At 53.8% G+C, this 17,414-nt stretch carries 16 protein-coding genes; 4 read left to right on the top strand and 12 right to left on the bottom strand.

All coding sequences use genetic code 11. The features are described from left to right. Positions 1-131: 131 nt before the first annotated feature. Positions 132-1,187, bottom strand: a complete 1,056-nt coding sequence (locus B5M42_RS05665) for a cysteine peptidase family C39 domain-containing protein (protein WP_134757568.1) — start codon at positions 1,185-1,187, stop codon at positions 132-134. Between the two features lie 145 nt (positions 1,188-1,332). On the opposite strand from B5M42_RS05665, the gene B5M42_RS05660 reads away from it, so the two are divergent. Further along, positions 1,333-1,515, top strand: a complete 183-nt coding sequence (locus tag B5M42_RS05660; protein WP_134757566.1) for a uracil-DNA glycosylase — start codon at positions 1,333-1,335, stop codon at positions 1,513-1,515. A gap of 180 nt (positions 1,516-1,695) precedes the next feature. After that, the gene (locus B5M42_RS05655; RefSeq protein ID WP_134757564.1) at positions 1,696-2,946 is read left to right on the top strand and encodes a hypothetical protein; all 1,251 of its coding nucleotides are present in this window, start codon (positions 1,696-1,698) and stop codon (positions 2,944-2,946) included. Positions 2,947-3,089: 143 nt separating this feature from the next. On the opposite strand, the gene B5M42_RS05650 is transcribed toward B5M42_RS05655, so the two are convergent. Next, entirely contained in the window at positions 3,090-3,413 is a 324-nt protein-coding gene (locus tag B5M42_RS05650) for a hypothetical protein (RefSeq protein ID WP_134757562.1), read from the bottom strand. A 75-nt stretch (positions 3,414-3,488) separates the two neighbouring features. After that, a complete protein-coding gene (gene sigK / locus B5M42_RS05645) occupies positions 3,489-4,190 on the bottom strand; it encodes an RNA polymerase sporulation sigma factor SigK (protein WP_134757560.1) in 702 nt (233 codons plus the stop codon). Positions 4,191-4,659: 469 nt separating this feature from the next. Here sigK and B5M42_RS05640 point away from each other — a divergent pair, with 469 nt between their 5' ends. Next, positions 4,660-8,490 carry a CARDB domain-containing protein gene (locus B5M42_RS05640; protein WP_230632704.1) on the top strand — a complete coding sequence of 1,277 codons (3,831 nt, stop codon included), beginning with the start codon at positions 4,660-4,662 and terminating at the stop codon, positions 8,488-8,490. A gap of 97 nt (positions 8,491-8,587) precedes the next feature. Here the strand turns inward: B5M42_RS05640 and B5M42_RS05635 are convergent, their stop codons facing one another. The 6 genes from B5M42_RS05635 to B5M42_RS05610 all read right to left on the bottom strand — a co-directional run bounded on the left by B5M42_RS05635 (position 8,588) and on the right by B5M42_RS05610 (position 14,208). Then, entirely contained in the window at positions 8,588-9,118 is a 531-nt protein-coding gene (locus B5M42_RS05635; protein ID WP_167689942.1) for an NTP transferase domain-containing protein, read from the bottom strand. A gap of 330 nt (positions 9,119-9,448) precedes the next feature. Continuing rightward, complete coding sequence (locus B5M42_RS05630) at positions 9,449-9,916, bottom strand: 3-hydroxyacyl-ACP dehydratase FabZ family protein (RefSeq protein ID WP_134753209.1); 468 nt, start codon at positions 9,914-9,916, stop codon at positions 9,449-9,451. Between the two features lie 148 nt (positions 9,917-10,064). Then, positions 10,065-11,192: a GerAB/ArcD/ProY family transporter gene (locus B5M42_RS05625; RefSeq protein ID WP_167689944.1), complete on the bottom strand. Its 1,128-nt coding sequence runs from the start codon at positions 11,190-11,192 to the stop codon at positions 10,065-10,067. Positions 11,193-11,208: 16 nt separating this feature from the next. Beyond that, entirely contained in the window at positions 11,209-11,445 is a 237-nt protein-coding gene (locus B5M42_RS05620; protein ID WP_134753213.1) for a hypothetical protein, read from the bottom strand. Beyond that, on the bottom strand, positions 11,445-12,644 hold the full coding sequence (locus B5M42_RS05615) for a Ger(x)C family spore germination protein (RefSeq protein ID WP_134753215.1): 1,200 nt from the start codon (positions 12,642-12,644) through the stop codon (positions 11,445-11,447). Before B5M42_RS05615 ends, B5M42_RS05620 begins: the two co-directional genes overlap by 1 nt. Before the next feature lie 28 nt (positions 12,645-12,672). Continuing rightward, positions 12,673-14,208 (bottom strand): spore germination protein, encoded by a 1,536-nt coding sequence (locus B5M42_RS05610; RefSeq protein WP_134753217.1) that lies wholly within the window; start codon positions 14,206-14,208, stop codon positions 12,673-12,675. Between the two features lie 214 nt (positions 14,209-14,422). On the opposite strand from B5M42_RS05610, the gene B5M42_RS05605 reads away from it, so the two are divergent. Beyond that, positions 14,423-14,764 (top strand): LytTR family transcriptional regulator DNA-binding domain-containing protein, encoded by a 342-nt coding sequence (locus tag B5M42_RS05605; RefSeq protein WP_134753221.1) that lies wholly within the window; start codon positions 14,423-14,425, stop codon positions 14,762-14,764. Between the two features lie 230 nt (positions 14,765-14,994). On the opposite strand, the gene B5M42_RS05600 is transcribed toward B5M42_RS05605, so the two are convergent. From B5M42_RS05600 to B5M42_RS05590, 3 genes are all read right to left on the bottom strand, one after another. Then, positions 14,995-15,411: a hypothetical protein gene (locus tag B5M42_RS05600; protein WP_134753223.1), complete on the bottom strand. Its 417-nt coding sequence runs from the start codon at positions 15,409-15,411 to the stop codon at positions 14,995-14,997. A 72-nt stretch (positions 15,412-15,483) separates the two neighbouring features. Next, positions 15,484-16,773 (bottom strand): MFS transporter, encoded by a 1,290-nt coding sequence (locus B5M42_RS05595; RefSeq protein ID WP_134753225.1) that lies wholly within the window; start codon positions 16,771-16,773, stop codon positions 15,484-15,486. Continuing rightward, entirely contained in the window at positions 16,770-17,246 is a 477-nt protein-coding gene (locus B5M42_RS05590) for a MarR family winged helix-turn-helix transcriptional regulator (RefSeq protein ID WP_167689946.1), read from the bottom strand. The genes B5M42_RS05595 and B5M42_RS05590 overlap by 4 nt, the downstream gene beginning before the upstream one ends. Positions 17,247-17,414: the final 168 nt, after the last annotated feature.

Here is a 17,414-nt window from a genome sequence, read left to right as displayed (position 1 = left end):
AGCTGGAGCTGCTTGGTACCGCCCGAACGCCGGACACCATAAAATTCTAACATAACCAATTATAGCGGAAATGTAATCGATTTCAATGCATACGCGCAAAATATTTTCCCGGGGCTTGTCCCCTGTTTTCGTTAATTCCCGCCTTCCAGCTCCGTAATCCAAGCTTCCAGAAATTGCGACTCCAGCGCCGCCACCTCGCGGTATAACCCGATAATTCGCTCTAGCTCGTCAGGTCGCGCTTTCACGTTGTACTTGATGCAGGCGTTGCGCGCTACGAGCGCTGTCTGCTCAATGAGCCGGCAGGCTTCCTGCAGAGCTTCGCCCGTATGATGATATCCTTTCTTATCCATATACTCGACGCGATCCAGCATGATTTTCTTATGCTCCCATAACGCATGCGAGAACCGCAAATCAATCCAGCCGCCCTGCTCGCCGACACGCCGGCGCAAATAGGTCTCCATCAGCCCGTAGAAGGCCATGCCGTAGTTGTCCTCGTCCGGATTGCGTTGGGCGCGGTAATGCACCGACGAATTGGAGGACGTCCGGTATTCCTTGAGCGACTGCACGACAAGCTCCTTGTCAAATTTATATTCGAAATGCGGGTTGTACTCCAGCAAATATACATATTGAGCAAACGGAATATGATCGTGCCAGATCGTATCACGGTTGCACCCGCGATACGCCTCAATAAATTCATCGAAATCGATTTCGAAAATACCAAACGTCATGCGCTGGTCGAAGCCCATCACGGTCAGCGTGCGTTTCTCTCTATCGTAGCCGCTGATCAACATTTCATGCGGAAAATGGTACGTCTGGTACGCCCGATTGTGCGAAATATAATACTCGTCGGCATGGACGTGCACGTGACGACCGCGGTCGATGCTGTCACAGATGAAATCGAGCACGCCCGACTTATAGCCGTCGACAATGGCTACCTCCAGCTTTTGATAGGTGATGAACGGACAACGCAATACATACTGGTGCCACTGCAGAACCGGAGCATGGAACGTAAAGAACGGCTCTTCGCTAGGAAACCCCTTGATCATCATCAGTTGAATAAAATTGCTGTAAAACCAGTCGAGATACTTATCCTCTTGGGCGGCAATTGCCAGCGGATACGCATTGCACAAATAGCCGATGACCTGGGGTTGTCCCAGCGGCAATCTGGCTGATCTTAAAGTCGTCAAAGCGCTTCACTCCGTTTCCTTATTAAATGAAGATTCCTTTCTATTATTAGCTGAATCTTACAGCACTGTAAATGCCAAAAATGCCGTGAACACGCGCTTATTTTCCGCTATAATCAAAACAGGACAAAAGTCATAAGGAGCAGCAATGGAAACCGCCAAAATCAACTGTCTGTCATGCAAGCATTTCTATGTGACCTGGGATCCGCAATTTCCCCGCGGCTGCAAGGCTTACGGCTTTAAAACCAAGCATTTGCCAAGCGCCGAAGTACTCAGCTCCACGGGCAAGCCGTGCCTGAGCTATGAGGATAAGCGGGCGAAGCGCCCTTGACCGCTGGATGGCCGGCCAGCTTCCGCTTCCTTGCCTGAACGTTTCAAGCCTTGACCCGCGAACTCTCGCCCATACAAACGAACAGCGCCCAACAATTCGGCGTTATTTGCTGTCTATTTTTCTTGGACCATTATGGTATGATGGAAAGAAAGTGACAGGACACACAAGGAGGTGGGAACGATGGAGCACCTGATCAGGCGCAGCGGCGCGCCGTCGCCGGCTTTGGAGCAGGAAGCGGCCAAGGGGCGGCGGGATGAGCTGGGCGGCGCAGCTCAAAGCGGCTTACACACGCCCTTTCCGCTGGCGCCGGGCGGATTGTCCGGCCTGCACCAGACAATCGGCAATCAGGCGATTGCCCGCATGGTCCGAGCAGGCTCGCCGGGCGCTTACGCTCCGGCCCTGCAGCGCAAGATGGCGTCAACCGGCGGCAGCGGCCCGGAGCAGGAGCGCGAAGCCATCCCTGCCGAAACCACAGCGCAGCCGGCGCATTCTTCCGCAGCCGGGGGAATCAGCCGCAATCCGGACGGGGGTGCTGCGATTCAGCGCATGCTGATGTCTTATCGCAAGAAAAGCAACGGCGATATGGAGCCCGTTCGGCCCAAGGTGTCCGACCTCGGCGACGCCACCCCGATCTTCAAGGAATATGCCACCTTGCTGGATGACGACACCTCCGCGCTTGTAGAAGGCGGTCAAGGCAAGGATGCCGGCATCGCCAGCCTCGTCGCGGTCATGAAGGATCACAAAGCAACCGACAGCGAAATTCAGGAAAGCTTCATTAAAGGTATCGTGGAGAGCGGCGAATGGCAGCTTGCTCCAACCGCCTGGCTGGCCGAGCTGCGCAAGGCCATCAATGAAGAAACGCCGATGCCGGGCGTCACGGACTGGAGCGACAAGGAAACACTGGAATATTGCCAATTGGATATGGACGACTTGTTGATCAAGTGGCTCTCCGAGCAAATCGCCTTTACGGGGGACACGATTGGCAAAATCATCACCTCGGCAGCGGCCTTGCCCGTAGAGGCTTGGAAGAAATATCTGGCCTATAAGCTGTATAGCGATGTGAAAGCTTCATTCTATCCGGCCGCTTCGTCGGATTCCAAGGAGTTCAAACCGTACATCCAGCCATTTATCGAATTGATTTCGGATATCAACGCCGGCAAAATTACGAAATTGGAGTTTTCCGAAAAGTATGGAGCTCCCGGCAATCGCGGCGCCGAATTTCAGGTTGAAGAGCCTGACGCGTTGAAAACCAAATATGAAGATATTGCCGTTGTCCACACGCATTACGCCGATGATAAAACGCCGCCCAACTATGGTCATACCAAGCCGTATGATCGACGTTACGATAAGGGCTACGGCTATACGAAGGTCAATGTAGACAAATTAAAAGCGATCGACGATTCGAAGAAATCGTACAATCAACTGCCTTGACACTCGTCGGTTCAGACTGCGGTCCTTCCTTTGTACAAACAGCCCAAGCAGCAGACCGTTACGTCAAGCAACAAAGAACGTCCATTTGCAAAAGCCCGTTAAAGCTGGCATGCTTTAACGGGCTTTTGCTATGAAGACACCAGCTACTCTCTCGTTCGCCGCTTGCCAATGACCGGGAATTCGCCAATGCGCAATCTGGCGCTGCCGTAGGGTAAAAGCTCCAATTCCTTCGCCGACTGCCCTTCCGTCCTGGGATGCATCGGCGGCGTGCCGGCATTATTGCCCTCCATCCGCCAATCCCGGATAAGCTGTCCGCTCGCCTTCAGCCGAACCAGCGCATAAGCCGCTTCGAACGGTTGACGAGGCAGCGGCGACTCGCCGACCTCAAATGTCGTATCCGCGAGCAAGCCGTACTTCCAGCTTGTCGTCGGATAAAGCTCCCAATCGTGGAACATGGCGCGTTCCATAACCCGCTGCCAGGAAAACAAAAAAACAAGCGTCATCCCATCGAAATGGAATTCGCTTGTTTGGGAGCGGCCCGCTTACCGCTTCGCCTTATAAAACTCATGATACAGCTTCATGAGCGCCCTCTTTTCAATCCGCGACACATAAGAGCGCGAAATGCCCAGCTCCTTGGCGATTTCCCGCTGCGTTCGCTCCTCACCCCCGGTTTCAAGGCCGAAGCGGCCGACCACCACCTCTTTTTCCCGGTCGTCGAGAATGTCCAGGTTGCGATAGATTTTGCTTTTCTCAATTTTCAGCTGCACCTTCTCCACGACATCGTCAGCTTCGGTGCCCAGAATATCAATCAGCGTAATTTCGTTTCCTTCTTTATCGGTCCCGATCGGATCGTGCAGCGAAACGTCTTTTCGGGTTTTTTTCTGTGCCCGCAGGTTCATCAGAATTTCATTTTCGATGCAGCGTGCAGCAAAGGTGGCAAGTTTCGTGCCTTTATTCGGCGAAAAGCTTTCAATCGCTTTGATCAAGCCGATGGTACCGATGGAAATCAAATCCTCCAGCTCCTGGCCGGTATTATCGAATTTCTTGACGATGTGCGCAACAAGCCGCAAATTGTGCTCGATCAGCATATTGCGCGAATGCTCATTGCCTTCGGCCATTTGACGCAAATGGCGCTCTTCTTCTTCCTCGGTCAGAGGCTGAGGAAACGCATTGTTTTTTACATAAGAGACCAGCAGCGTTAACTGCTTGATCACCAGCGCAATCGCAGCAAACAAGCCCGGCATTCCATCCACCCCCATGATGTAAGTAGTATCAATGTATGTAGGCAGGCGCCCAGGCGTGCCTGTACGGACGAAATAAACCGGCTGCCGCCTGCAGGCAAACAGCGAAATTCAGCCGAAATATTCTACGAATTCAGACGATTCCCTTTCATTTTTTGGTATTTCTATGAATCGGCTAGATGTTTGTATGTGTTTTTTTCGTAGTTCGTAATATTGGCTATGAAAAACATAAAACATTTCATCGAGTTCTGTCTTTAAGAAGCCTACAATGAAATGGAAGCGATTGCAGTAAATTTTGGCAAATGATTGACTGCACTCCGTTCCGAGTCCCGACAAAGGGGTGGTTGGAAAAAACGTCGATCTGATCCCAATGGAAGCGCATTCAGCTTGGAAGGAGGTTTTGAAAGAGTACGCGGACTGTTAGTATCTGCGGATGATCTTGATCCACCATTATGAAGTTGGAGGTTTAACAATGGCTCGAAAAAAACTGTTTTCGAAGAAGAATCCATTTGCACTTTGTTTTCTTGCTTTGAGCTTGTTCCTGACGCAATTGACCTTGATTCCCGCCATTTCGATGGCAGCAACAAACCTGGCAGCAGGCAAATCAACTACTGAAAGCGGTCACGCTGATGTTTACGGTTCCGGCAACGTAACCGACGGTAACCAAGGCACTTATTGGGAGAGCGTCAACAACGCCTTCCCGCAATGGGTACGTGTTGACCTTGGAAGCGCTAATACTGTCAACCAAGTCGTTCTGAAGCTCCCTGCCGGTTGGGGAACTCGTAACCAAACGTTGTCTGTACAAGGCAGCACAAACGACTCCACTTATACAAACCTGGTGAACTCCGCAACGTACACATTTGACGGCAGCGGCAACACCGTCACGATCAACTTCACAGCAACAAGCGTGCGTTATGTGAAAGTGAACGTTACAGCAAACACAGGCTGGCCTGCAGGTCAAATTTCCGAGCTGGAAGTGTACAACACTTCGTCGCCTACGCCTACGCCTACAGCAACGCCTACGCCAACTCCATCGGGCACTTACGAAGCTGAATCCGCAGCTCTGAGCGGCGGCGCGAAAGTGAACACCGACCACACCGGCTACACAGGCAGCGGCTTTGTAGACGGCTACTGGACACAAGGTGCTACAACGACGTTCACCGTCAACGCAGCGACAGCAGGCAACTACAATGCGACGCTGAAATTCGGAAACGCCAGCGGCAGCGCAAAAACGCTGAGCATCTACGTAAACGGCACGAAAGTGAAACAAACGACCCTGGCCAACCTGGCTAACTGGGATACGTGGTCCACGAAAGTGGAAACCGTGACACTGAACGCCGGCAACAACACGATCGCGTACAAATATGACACGACCGATTCCGGCAACGTCAACCTGGATAACCTCCAAGTAGCGTTCACAGGCACAACGTCGACTCCTACACCGACGCCAACGCCAACGCCTACACCAACAGCTACGCCAACTGCAACACCGACGCCAACACCTACACCAACGCCAACGCCTACACCATCCGGCACGCCGACTCCTACACCTTACGGCCAGCCTGATCTGATCGTTACAGACATCCTGACTTCGCCAGCTTCTCCGCTGACAGGAAACGCTGTTACTTTCAAAGCTGTAGTGAAAAACGTGGGCACCAACTCCACGCCAGCCGGCACGATCATCGGCGTTAGCTTCAGCGTGGATGGCGGTCAAGTAAGCTGGTCGGATAACACAACTTCCGCACTGGCACCAGGAGCTTCCGTGACAGTAACTGCAACCGGCGGCCCAAGCGGCTCGGCTACATGGACAGCTACTACAGGCACTCACACTGTGACTGCATGGGTAGACGACGTTAACCGCATCGCTGAATCGAACGAAAGCAACAACCAATACTCGGAAAGCCTTGGCATCACACCTACGCCAATGGCCGATCTGGTTGTATCGAGCCTGACTGTTTCCCCAACTTCTGTTGAAGCAGGAAGCACTGCAACATTTACAGCAGTTGTAACTAACCAAGGCACTGCAGCAGGCGCGCCTGGCATCCTGAGCTTCTCCGTGGATGGCAACCAAGTAAGCGCAACTTCCAATGACACCGCTTCGCTGGCCGTAGGCGCTTCCAGAACCTACACAGGTACATGGACAGCATCCGGCGTGGGCAGCCACACCGTTACAGCTACAGCCGACAAAGCCAACACGACGGCTGAATCGAACGAAGGCAACAACAGCACAGGCGCAGCACTGACTGTGACTCCTAAGCCGGGCGTTGATCTGATCGTAACCAACGTAGCTTACACGCCATCCTTCATCATGGTTGGCAACGCAGTTACTTTCAGCGCTACAGTGAAAAACCAAGGCACAACTGCCGGCGCACCTGGCGTTGTAAGCTTCAAAGTTGACGGCACGCAAGTATCCGCAACAGCAAACAACACGTCCTCCCTGGCCGCAGGAGCCAGCGTAACCGTAACAGCTACTGCAGCTTGGACTGCAACATCCGGCACACACACCGTTCTGGCGACTGTGAATGCCAACAATACAACAACAGAAACCGATACAACAAACAACACGTTCTCGCAAAACCTGAGCGTCCTGAGCAGCAACCGCGGCGCTACAATGCCTTACACGCGATACGACACGCAAGACGCTGCAATTGGCGGCTCTGCTAACATCAAATCCGCTCCAAACTTCGATCAATCGCTGACAGCTTCTGAAGCTTCCGGCCAAAGCTACATTGCGCTTCCTTCCAACGGCGCTTATGCCGAGTGGACAATCCGCAACGGCGAAGGCGGCAAAGGCGTAACCATGCGTTTCACAATGCCAGACTCCAGCAACGGTATGGGTCTGAACGGTTCCCTCGACGTTTACGTCAACGGCGCGAAAGCGAAAACCGTCAACCTGACTTCCTACTACAGCTGGCAATACTTCAACAGTGACCAACCAGCCGATGCTCCTGGCGGCGGCCGTCCACTGTTCCGTTTCGACGAAGTTCACTTCAAGCTTGACAACGCTCTGCAACCGGGCGACAAAATCCGCGTAACCAAAGCCAATGGCGACGGTAACGAATATGGCGTCGACTTCCTGGAAATCGAAGCTGTTCCAAATGCGATCGCTCGTCCTGCTAACGCAGTATCGCCAACCGATTACGGCGCAGTTGCCAACGACGGCAACGACGACCTGGCAGCCTTCAACTCCGCTGTTAGCGCAGCCGTATCTGGCGGCAAAACGCTCTACATCCCTGAAGGTACTTGGAATCTGAGCAGCATGTGGGTCATCGGTTCCCCAACCAACATGATCAACAACATCACGATCACAGGTGCCGGTATCTGGTACACGAACATTCAATTCACGAATCCTAATGCTGCAGGCGGCGGTATCTCCTTCCGCGTCCAAGGCAAACTGGACTTCGGCAACATCTACATGAACTCCAACCTGCGTTCCCGTTACAACCAAAATGCGATCTACAAAGCATTCATGGATAACTTCGGCAATAACTCCGTTGTTCATGACGTTTGGGTAGAGCACTTCGAGTGCGGCTTCTGGGTAGCTGACTACGCACACACACCAGCTATTCATGCTGAAAACCTGCTGATCGAAAACAGCCGTGTCCGCAACAACCTGGCTGATGGCATCAACTTCTGCCAAGGCACAAGCAACTCGACTGTTCGTAACAGCAGCATTCGTAACAACGGTGATGACGGTTTGGCCGTATGGCCAGATTCTACAATGGGCGCTGTAATGGGCGTTAACAACACCTTCTCGTTCAACACAATCGAAAACAACTGGCGTGCAGGCGGTATCGCTTTCTTCGGCGGTAGCGGCCACAAAGCAAACAACAACCTGATCGTTGACACGGTTGGCGGTTCCGGTATCCGTATGAACACGGTATTCCCTGGCTACCACTTCAGCAGCAACACAGGCATCACGATCTCGGATAATACCCTGATCAACACAGGCACTAGCCAAGACCTTTACAACGGCGAGCGCGGTGCAATCGATCTGGAAGCATCAAACGAATCGATCAAAAACGTGACGTTCACGAACAACACGATCCTCAACTCGCAACGTGACGCCATCCAGTTCGGTTACGGCGGCGGCTTCTCCGGCATCGTATTCAACAACACCGTGATCAACGGCACAGGTCTTGACGGCGTAACGACTTCCCGTTTTGCAGGCGCACATAAAGGCGCAGCCATCTACACCTACACAGGTAACGGTGCTGCAACCTTCAATGGTCTGACTACGCAAAACATCGCTTATCCAAACCTGTACTTCATCCAACAAGGCTTTAACCTGACGATTCAATAAGCATCAAGCGACACGGGCAGGAGTTCCTAGGAACTCCTGCTTTTTTGTGCGCGTTGACCGCACATCGCCTCCCTTCAGATCGGCTTGCAAACGGATGCTAGCCCGTCGCTTCCACAACAACCCCGTTATAAGCTGTCGAGGCCAAAATAGCATTGACGCCGCCATCGCCGTGCATCGACTGCAAAACGGCAAACAGCGATTTGGCAAATACAACCGGCGGCATGGCCGCTCCGTGCCCGCCGCAAGCGGCATAGTCGAGACCCGGACGTTCGCGCAGCGCCGCCAGCAGACGCTGGGCAAGCGCCGCGCTGAGTGCAGGAGAGTCCGCGGGAGCGACGAATACGGCATCCGGCTGCGCGGATAATACGGCATTCAAGCCGCAGCGTAAGGAGAAGGATACATCCAAATGAGCGGTCAAGCAGGTCGCTGGACGCCAGCTGCGCTCACCGGAGCTTTGCGGCAGCCAACGGCGCGAATCGTCGGCGCGCACAACGGCGACCAGGGGCTCCAGACCGCAGCGGCCCAGCTCCTCCATCGCTGCCGCTCCCGCTTCCGGCGACGGCTCTGCCACTTGCCGTCCGTCCTGCTCAGGCGCTACCGCTGCCAAATAAATGCCGGCTACTTTCATGGTACTTCCCCCTCGCTGCCTATATGTCACTTTATATAACATAATAATTAAATAATCTGATCTTATGAGAATTATATGTTATGATAAGTGACATTTCAACGAGTTTTCTCATGAATTTAAGAACGAAATATGACAATTACATCCATTTTATGCAACAGACATGCTAAACAAAATAACCCGCAGCCGCTTATTCAAGCAGCCCGGGCTTCACTCAACTCCCTCTCTATCTAGTTCCGAACTGCCGGGCTAATGCCGCACCTCCCGGCTCGTCCATCTGCCGCGGCTCCTGCAGCCGCATCCTTGACCGCGGGCGTTTCGCTCGCGATTCCGCTACACGACCGCAAAGCTCAGCTCGGCGCGGGCCGCCAGTTGACCGTCCACCTCCGCAGTGGCAGCAACCATTGCCGCGCGGCTGAACATGCGCACAACCTCGCACGTAAACACAACCTGCTCTCCGGGAGTGACCGGCTGCATAAATTCGCTGTTCACATGCGTCGGCAGCAGCATCGCTCCGCTCAGCACGTGCTCGGATGGACCGGCTTTAAATAAAAGGGTACACGCCTGAGTCATCGCTTCGATCAGCAGCATGCCGGGAAACAGAGCCTGCTTTTGTTCCTCGCCCGGCAATGCCCACTCTTCACTGCCGATGTTTTTGACACAGACGATTTTCTCCCAGGGCAGCAGCTCCTGTACGGCATCAATAAAAATAAAAGGATACGGCCGAGGGAGCATTTGGCGGATGCGCTCGCGATCCAACCGCAAATCAAAAGGCGCTTGTTCGTTTAACATTGGATTCATCACGATCCCTCCTTCTTTTTCCTTTCTTTATTGATTATGTAAATTCCTGCCTAGCGATACCGGAAATTCCGAAAATTCTCTCTCTCTTTTCATCTAACCGTCTGAACACGTTCTCAAACACCCTATGCGCAGCTTGCCTGGCTTCGTCTTAGGCTCTGTCTGGCTCAGGCATTCCCCGTCCCGTACCCGGCTCCTCCAGCGTATTCCGGCGCAGCAGCGAAGCAGCCAGCAGAATGAGCGGCAGTACAATCAGGAACAAGATCGAAAAAGGCGCCCAGATCCTTCCGATAAAATCGCGCACAAAAACGATATTGGTATACGATATCAGCGCAAGAACGAATACGAGTACGCCAAACGAACGAATGAACGAACTGTCATTCTTTAGCTGGAACAGCTCCTGGAAACCGATCAGGGTCACGATAAAACAAATCGAGGTTTTTACGAATATGCTAAATACCCAAATCGCAATCAGCACGCCTTCGATCCGTTGCAAAAAACTGCCGATATTGATCATTTTGGCAAACGCATACGTCGGATACACGTTGTTGACCGTTAAACTGACGCCAAGCGTCGTAATGCTGAGCAAGCACACCAGAACCATCACACCGCTTCCAAGCACGACTCCCGCATACAAAGCCGGGCCGGCTTTTGCCTTGTTGCGAACCATCGGATATAGCATCATCATCACTATAAGCTCTTGCAGCCCGAAGTAATTATAAGAGCCCTTGAGCACCGGCCGCACCCCGCCTTCCATCAGCGGCGACAGATGGCGCACATCAATTTGCGGTGATACGGCAACAACCAGAACAATCAGAAACAGGAGCATACACGGAAACAACAGCTCGCTAGTCCGCGCCAATGTCTGTATACCCAGTCGTGCGGCAAACGTCACCGACAGCAGGAAAAAAATTTGCGTCGCCTCCACCGGCGTCTCCTGCATGATTTCCGCGGTCAAAAACGAACCGAGATCGCCAACCAACAAAGCAGTCAACAAAAAGCTGAACATCAAAAACAGCGCGTACATAACCCGGCCGCCCCATTTGCCAAGCAACGCCTCGTTCATTTGCAAAAAACTGCCGCTGCGCGTCCGCTTCATCAGCAGCACGTACATGGCAGCCAAAGCCAGATCGAAAGCGCCGCCAAGCAGCGCAGACATCCAGGCATTTTGCTTGGCATCGCTTACCAGCCCTGACGGTGCAATCAGAATCGAGGTGCCGACAAAAAACGCAAAGGTCATAATCGCAAACTGCCGCGCAGTCAAATACATCTTGCCCATTCGCTTCCTCCTCAGGTTATTCGAGCCAGTGATCCACCACATGACCGATCGGCTGGAAAACCGCGTCGATGCCTTCAAGCGGGTTGGGCAAACGAACATCAAGCGCCACCAGCACGGCCATGACAGTGGCCAGCGACCAGACGCTCCAGAAGAACCAGCGCTCCTTGACCATCCGCGGCCCACGCAGCGCCTGCATATCGAGATAAGCAACCACGGCCATCGCAACCGCCGTACCGACCACGATCCACTTCATTACTGAACGACCTCCTTTTGCATCGGCTGAACAATCGTGCCGATACGGCGAATGTGAAACTCCACCTCTACACTCGCATCCGCTTGGGCAAAAACGCTTGCCCAGTCCCGTTCATATTGCTTCCACAAACGTGGCGAACGCTGATGCAGCTCTTGCCCAAAGCCGAAAATATCAACGCCGTATTGCTTTTGCACATGACGGATGGTTTGCTGAAAATCGGCCTGTAATTGCTTTCTTGCCTGCTGCTCCAGGGCCGCCAGCGTCTGCGTCTTGGTCATATCCAGATCGCATTCAATCGTGCCGACATCGGCTTCCACCTTGATCGTCACCCGATAATTCAGCTTGTCGTCCCGCACCCCGGTGAATTTAATGCTGCTGCTTGAACGGATCACCTCCAGCGATATCCGCCCGTTCGAACAGGGCATATGCAACGCGCTCGTTTTGACCTGATTCAATATAAAGCTGGCATATCGGCTCTCTTCATCATTCAGCCAGCCAATCAGCTTGTCCTTCTTGATGAGTCCGAGCCCTTCGAATTTGGCCATAGCTTCGGGCACGATGCGATTCACGTTTCTCTGCGACATCCCGCCCTCCGGATCGCCGACAATCCGAATGCCGGTAATGACCGGCTCATAGCCCGGCGACGTAATCCGTTCCAGCAAATCGTCGAGCCGGATCGCCTCGCCGCTTCCCCACAGCTTGCTGGTCATCTGCAAAGACGTAAACATTTTATTAGCCGGGATCGGTTCAATCGTCGTAAAAATATCCAGCACCTCGGACGCTTGACTCGCTTTGGCCACCAGCACATAAAAATCAGTGCGCATATCGCGATTGCGCGACAGGAAATCGAGCGCATCGCCCAGTCCGGCGCGCGCAACCTCTTCGCCGAACACCAGAATACGCACATGCGACAAATACAGACGGCGCGGCGATACCCGCGACAAGCGGCGCAGCGCTTCGGGAATCGTCGGTCCCGTCATCGTATAAGTGACGACTGGAGCGCGGTTGCCGAAGGATTTTTTGCCGGCTACCTGACTGGGACTGACAATTTGTACAGAAATACGAAAGCCGTTGTCGGCTTTATCCACGCCCATCGCCACGACAAGCGCCAGCTCGTTAAGCTCTTTTTTGCTCCAGCACCCGGACGCCAGCGTCAGGACCAGCAGAACGGCAGCGCCTTGCAGCCAACGGTTCTTCATTGCAGCCTCCTTGACGGCGTTTGTGGATTTAACGCTTCGATCGGCCCGAGCCGCCGCTTCGGCCCGGCCTGAACCATAACGGCAGCCGGAACAACGAATCCTTCTGGTCGCCGAGCTGGAACGAAGCCAATGTCGACATGTACGGAATGCCAAACGATTCCATCGACGCGAGGTGCAGCAGCAGCACGATGATGCCAAGAAAGATGCCATAAAGCCCGAATATCGCAGCCAGTCCCATAAAAACAAATCTTAGCATTCGCGTCGAAATCCCGATATTGAACGCCGGCAGCACAAAATTGCTGATCGCCGTCACCGAAACGACAATGACCATTGCCGCCGAGACAAGTCCGGCCTCCACCGCCGCCTGCCCGATCACCAGCGTGCCGACAATCGAAACCGACTGGCCAATCGACTTGGGCATGCGGACGCCCGCTTCGCGCAAAATTTCGAACGTCACTTCCATGATGAGCGATTCGATGAACGCCGGGAACGGTACGCCCTCCCGCTGGCTCATCAAGCTGAGCAGCAGCGTCGTCGGCAGCATTTCCTGATGAAACGTCGTCACCGCAATATACAGCGACGGCATCAGCAGCGTCAGCAGCATCGACATAAAACGCAGCAGCCGAATCAACGTTGAGAAATCAAAACGCTGGTAGTAATCCTCACCCGATTGAAAAAAATGTACAAATAAAGCCGGCACCAGCAGTACGAACGGCGTGCCTTCCACAAAAATCGCAATCCGGCCCTCCAGCAAAGCAGCCGCGACCACATCGGGACGCTCCGTATTGAAAATCGTCGGAAACAGCGAATACGGCTTGTCAACCTGCAGCATTTCCTCGATATAGCTGCTTTCAAGCACGCTTTCGATATCGATCTGCTGCAGCTGGCGCCTGACATCCTCCACCGTTTCCGCTCGGGCGATCTCCTTCATATACATCATACCGACATCCGTGCTCGTCAGACTCCCGATCAGCATCTGCTCCAGACGCAGACGCGGGTCCTTGATCCGCCTGCGCACCAGCGCCGTATTCTCGCGCAGCGATTCCGTGAACCCCTCGCGCGGTCCGCGCACCACCGATTGGGTAATCGGCTCCTCAATCGGCCGCTGCTTCAGCTCCTTTGTGCCGACAGCAAGCGCCAATTGGGAGCCTTCAATGAAAATGACCGTATAGCCGCTTAAAATAAACCGGCACGCACCCATCATCGAACGGATATCGGCAACCGGCCCTTCAGCAATGACCGTTTGCTTCAAGCGATCCGGCACTTCAGACGGAGCAGGCTCGCTCAGCCCGTCGGTCAGCTCGGCATCCACCAGCGTCTCCAGCAAATGCTTGGGGTTGGACAGTCCCTCCGTATAGACGACCAGCAGCTTCAAGCGCAGGTCGACGGTCAGGACGCGCTGCTTGATATCGGGACTTTCGCCCAGCTGCTCGTGCAATTGTGCTTCTACTTCGTGCAACGATGTCGGCAGCGAGGGTTCGCCAACCCCGTCAGGATCGGGTTCGCTGTAAGCAAATTCCGCCCGCTGGGCCTGTTTGCTTATCCTTCCGAATAGCTCGCTCATCTTCATTCGTTCCTCACCATCTCCCCTTCTTTGATGGCTGTTTCTAGCAATGAAGTCAGTATTTCCAAGGAAATGAAATGACATGCATCACCCGATCATCCGCCGCAGAAAACGCCGTCGAAAGAAAGCTTTGATTAACGGGCTGAGTTATGGTAAAATGAAAGCGTTCTCATTTCAAGGCGTCCATCCAAAATAAACAAAAGGGGGATTACTGATGAACGTTGCGATTGATTTTCAAAACACGTATCAGGACTTTGTACTGGAAAAAGACATTTATTATTTCCGGATCGGAGAACGCGGGCTTGTCAGTTTCCACGGCAAAAACTATCACACGAAGAAGCGCATGTCCACAGACCAAATCGCCAAGCTCACTGCCGAGAACGCCTTTTTTAAAGTGAACACCGACTGCTATGCCAATATTCAAAAAGTCAGCGCCGTACACGACGGCATCGTACAATTCGAGGTCGAAGGCGGCGATTCCAAAAGCGTCAGCATCACCAAGCTGCGCCAGCACCAGCTCAAGGAGCTGCTGGTCCGCGAGCGGGAAGACCACTAGGAAGCAACGGCCGTAACAGGCTGCACCAGAAGCGGAGCGAAAGCTGCGGGACGTCACGGTCCTTGCGCTTGGCTCCGTTTTTTTGCACCTGCTTGCGGCTGCAGAAGCTTTAGTCCTGGTGACTGCCGCCGCATCGGCCGCCGGACCGCTCTGGGGCACAAGCCCCGCCAACGCGCAATAAAAACCCGCCGGCTTGAGCCGACGGGCTTTCGGGCTGCGGTTGACGCCGCCTATGAAATTTTGGCTACTTGCTCCTGCTGGTGCTCGCGAATCAGGAAACGAATGTATTGCGCCGTCGTCTCCTTAACCTTGCGCGCTTCTTCGATCGTCGCGAAACGGTACTCCGCGTGATCGGTCGCTCCGTATTTCTTCAGTTCCTCCGGGCTCATGCCCAGCGCCGAATAATTGTAGAACAGCTCATGATGCGATTTGGCGTTGTCAGGCTGGATAAAAATATGCTTGGTAAAAAAAGACCCCTGCCGCAGCACCTTGAAAATGACGCGAAACGGCTTCTCGTAATCCGAGACAAAACACTTGATGACGACTTCGATCTCCATCGCCTTGTAAGAAGCTCCCGAGTTTGTCGCTTGCTCCGTTCGGGATAACCGGCTCCATGCATGAAACAGCTTTTGAAAAAGTTTCAACACGACCTGTACCTCGTTTCCGGCATTCATATCTACTTTACAATTGTAGAAGAAATGCAGCAAATTCGCAAACCATTAATTGGTTATTCGCCGCGGCAGACCGTTTTCCTGCCGGTCATCCGGCCTTTTTTCCGCGCTGCGGATCCGCAGCATCCAAATAATGGCAATACAAGGCACCAGACAGAGCACACCGCAGACGATATACGCTCCCGACGCTCCGTACCGGTCGGCGGCATAGCCGGCCAGCAGATTGCCGATCGGCGTACTGCCGGCAAACACCAGTGTATACACGCTCATCACACGCGCGCGGTACTCATCAGCGGTATGCATTTGCAAATACGAATTGCTGTTCGTCGCAAACATAATATTGAACAGCCCGTTCACCGCCAGCAGCGCCCCGGACAAAAGCGGCGAAGCGCTAAGTCCGTTGGCGATCAGACAAAGCGCCACAAGCACGCTGCAGACGGCGCTAACAGCGATTTTCGGACCGCTGCGGCTGCGCACGGACATCACCAGGGCTCCGATCAGCGAACCGGCCCCGAGACAGGACATCAGCGTCCCGTATGTCGCTTCGCCCTGATGCAGAACATTTCTCGTGAACACCGGAATCAGCACGTTGAAATTGTATGCCAGCGTTCCGACCACTGTGACCAGCAGCACCGTTTGCGCCAGCCGCCGATCGCCGGCAAGGTAGCGGATCCCGTTGCGAATCTCTCTGAACACCCCGCTGCCTGTGGCCTTCGGCCGGACATACGACACTACGCGTACGCGAAGCAAGCCATACAACACCGCGATAAAGCTGAGGCCGTTGAGCAAAAAACACCAGCCCGCGCCCAAATACGCCATCATCAGCGCCCCGATCGCCGGACCGACGATTCGCGCCAGATTAAACGTCGTCGAATTGAGCGCGATGGCGTTCATCAAATCCTCCTTGCCGACAATCTCCACATTAAACGACTGTCTCGTCGGCATATCCAGCGTGTTATTCAGCCCCAACAGCAGCGCCAGCAGCAAAATATGCCAGATGCGCACCGAATGTGTAAACACAAGCGCCGCCAGAATAAACGCCAGCAGCATCGAAACCGTTTGCGTCACCAGCAAAATCGAGCGCTTGGGAAATTTATCGATAATCACCCCGGCAAACAGTGAGAACAGCATGATCGGCAAAAATTGAAACGCGCCGACAAGCCCGAGCAGCAGCGGCGAGCCCGTCAGCGTAAGCACAAGCCAGGACTGGCCGATATTTTGCATCCAGGTGCCAACCAGCGAAACACACTGGCCAAACCAGATATAGCGAAAATTACGATGCGTCAGCGCGTGAAAATATTGATTCACAAACGCCGTCCCCCGGTCGCGTATGCTCATGGCCGCGTCTCCTGCGCCGCGTCGCCGGCCGCAGCCTTGCCGGGAGCAAGCAATCCTGCGTTGCGTCCCATTTTTTCCAGCAGAATCCCCGCAGCGTGCTTCTCCTCCTCGCTGAAGCCGTCCGTCAGCCGCTCGCGCCAATCGGACAGCACCGCGCGCAGCTCGCCTTGAATCGCCAGCGCCTTAGGCGTCAGCCGCACGCGGTTGCGCCGTTTATCATGCTCGCAGGTCGCGCGCGTCACATAACCCATCTGCTCCAGCTTTTTCAAAGCCTTGGCAGTTGTGCCCTTGTCGATCTTCAAATAATCGGACAGCTCCTCCTGACTCAGCCCGTCTTCCTTGTATAGCGCGTTCAAAAAAATATGCTGTCCCTTACCGATGTCCAGATGCTTCAGCCGTTCGCCGATATACGTTTGCCCAGAACGATACAGCAGCGACACCCAGCGCGGAATCGAATTTTTGGCGTCGATCAAAGCCGCATCTCCTTTCATCCGTTCATTTAGTTGCACATGCCACTATTTCCAGCATACGCGCAAAAGGTTGCAAATGCAACGAAATATTCCGCGCCAGCTGAGAAGAAAATTTTATCGCCCTATTCGCCGTTGACGCAATTCGCTCCCGCTTCGCCTACTGCAAAAAGA

The sequence above is a fragment of the Paenibacillus athensensis genome, from assembly GCF_004514475.2.
Classification (GTDB): domain Bacteria; phylum Bacillota; class Bacilli; order Paenibacillales; family NBRC-103111; genus Paenibacillus_AL; species Paenibacillus_AL athensensis.
The sequence above is the reverse complement of the archived record's forward strand: the minus strand, read 5'-3'. Positions and strand labels throughout refer to the sequence as shown.

What these genes read in the sequence shown, in the direction of transcription:
- B5M42_RS05660 (WP_134757566.1), top strand. Translation starts at nt 1,333, where the DNA reads ATGGAAACCGCCAAAATCAACTGTCTGTCATGCAAGCATTTCTATGTG.
- B5M42_RS05655 (WP_134757564.1), top strand. Translation starts at nt 1,696, where the DNA reads ATGGAGCACCTGATCAGGCGCAGCGGCGCGCCGTCGCCGGCTTTGGAG.
- B5M42_RS05650 (WP_134757562.1), bottom strand. Translation starts at nt 3,413, where the DNA reads ATGGAACGCGCCATGTTCCACGATTGGGAGCTTTATCCGACGACAAGC.
- sigK (WP_134757560.1), bottom strand. Translation starts at nt 4,190, where the DNA reads ATGCCGGGCTTGTTTGCTGCGATTGCGCTGGTGATCAAGCAGTTAACG.
- B5M42_RS05640 (WP_230632704.1), top strand. Translation starts at nt 4,660, where the DNA reads ATGGCTCGAAAAAAACTGTTTTCGAAGAAGAATCCATTTGCACTTTGT.
- B5M42_RS05635 (WP_167689942.1), bottom strand. Translation starts at nt 9,118, where the DNA reads ATGAAAGTAGCCGGCATTTATTTGGCAGCGGTAGCGCCTGAGCAGGAC.
- B5M42_RS05630 (WP_134753209.1), bottom strand. Translation starts at nt 9,916, where the DNA reads ATGAATCCAATGTTAAACGAACAAGCGCCTTTTGATTTGCGGTTGGAT.
- B5M42_RS05625 (WP_167689944.1), bottom strand. Translation starts at nt 11,192, where the DNA reads ATGGGCAAGATGTATTTGACTGCGCGGCAGTTTGCGATTATGACCTTT.
- B5M42_RS05620 (WP_134753213.1), bottom strand. Translation starts at nt 11,445, where the DNA reads ATGAAGTGGATCGTGGTCGGTACGGCGGTTGCGATGGCCGTGGTTGCT.
- B5M42_RS05615 (WP_134753215.1), bottom strand. Translation starts at nt 12,644, where the DNA reads ATGAAGAACCGTTGGCTGCAAGGCGCTGCCGTTCTGCTGGTCCTGACG.
- B5M42_RS05610 (WP_134753217.1), bottom strand. Translation starts at nt 14,208, where the DNA reads ATGAGCGAGCTATTCGGAAGGATAAGCAAACAGGCCCAGCGGGCGGAA.
- B5M42_RS05605 (WP_134753221.1), top strand. Translation starts at nt 14,423, where the DNA reads ATGAACGTTGCGATTGATTTTCAAAACACGTATCAGGACTTTGTACTG.
- B5M42_RS05595 (WP_134753225.1), bottom strand. Translation starts at nt 16,773, where the DNA reads ATGAGCATACGCGACCGGGGGACGGCGTTTGTGAATCAATATTTTCAC.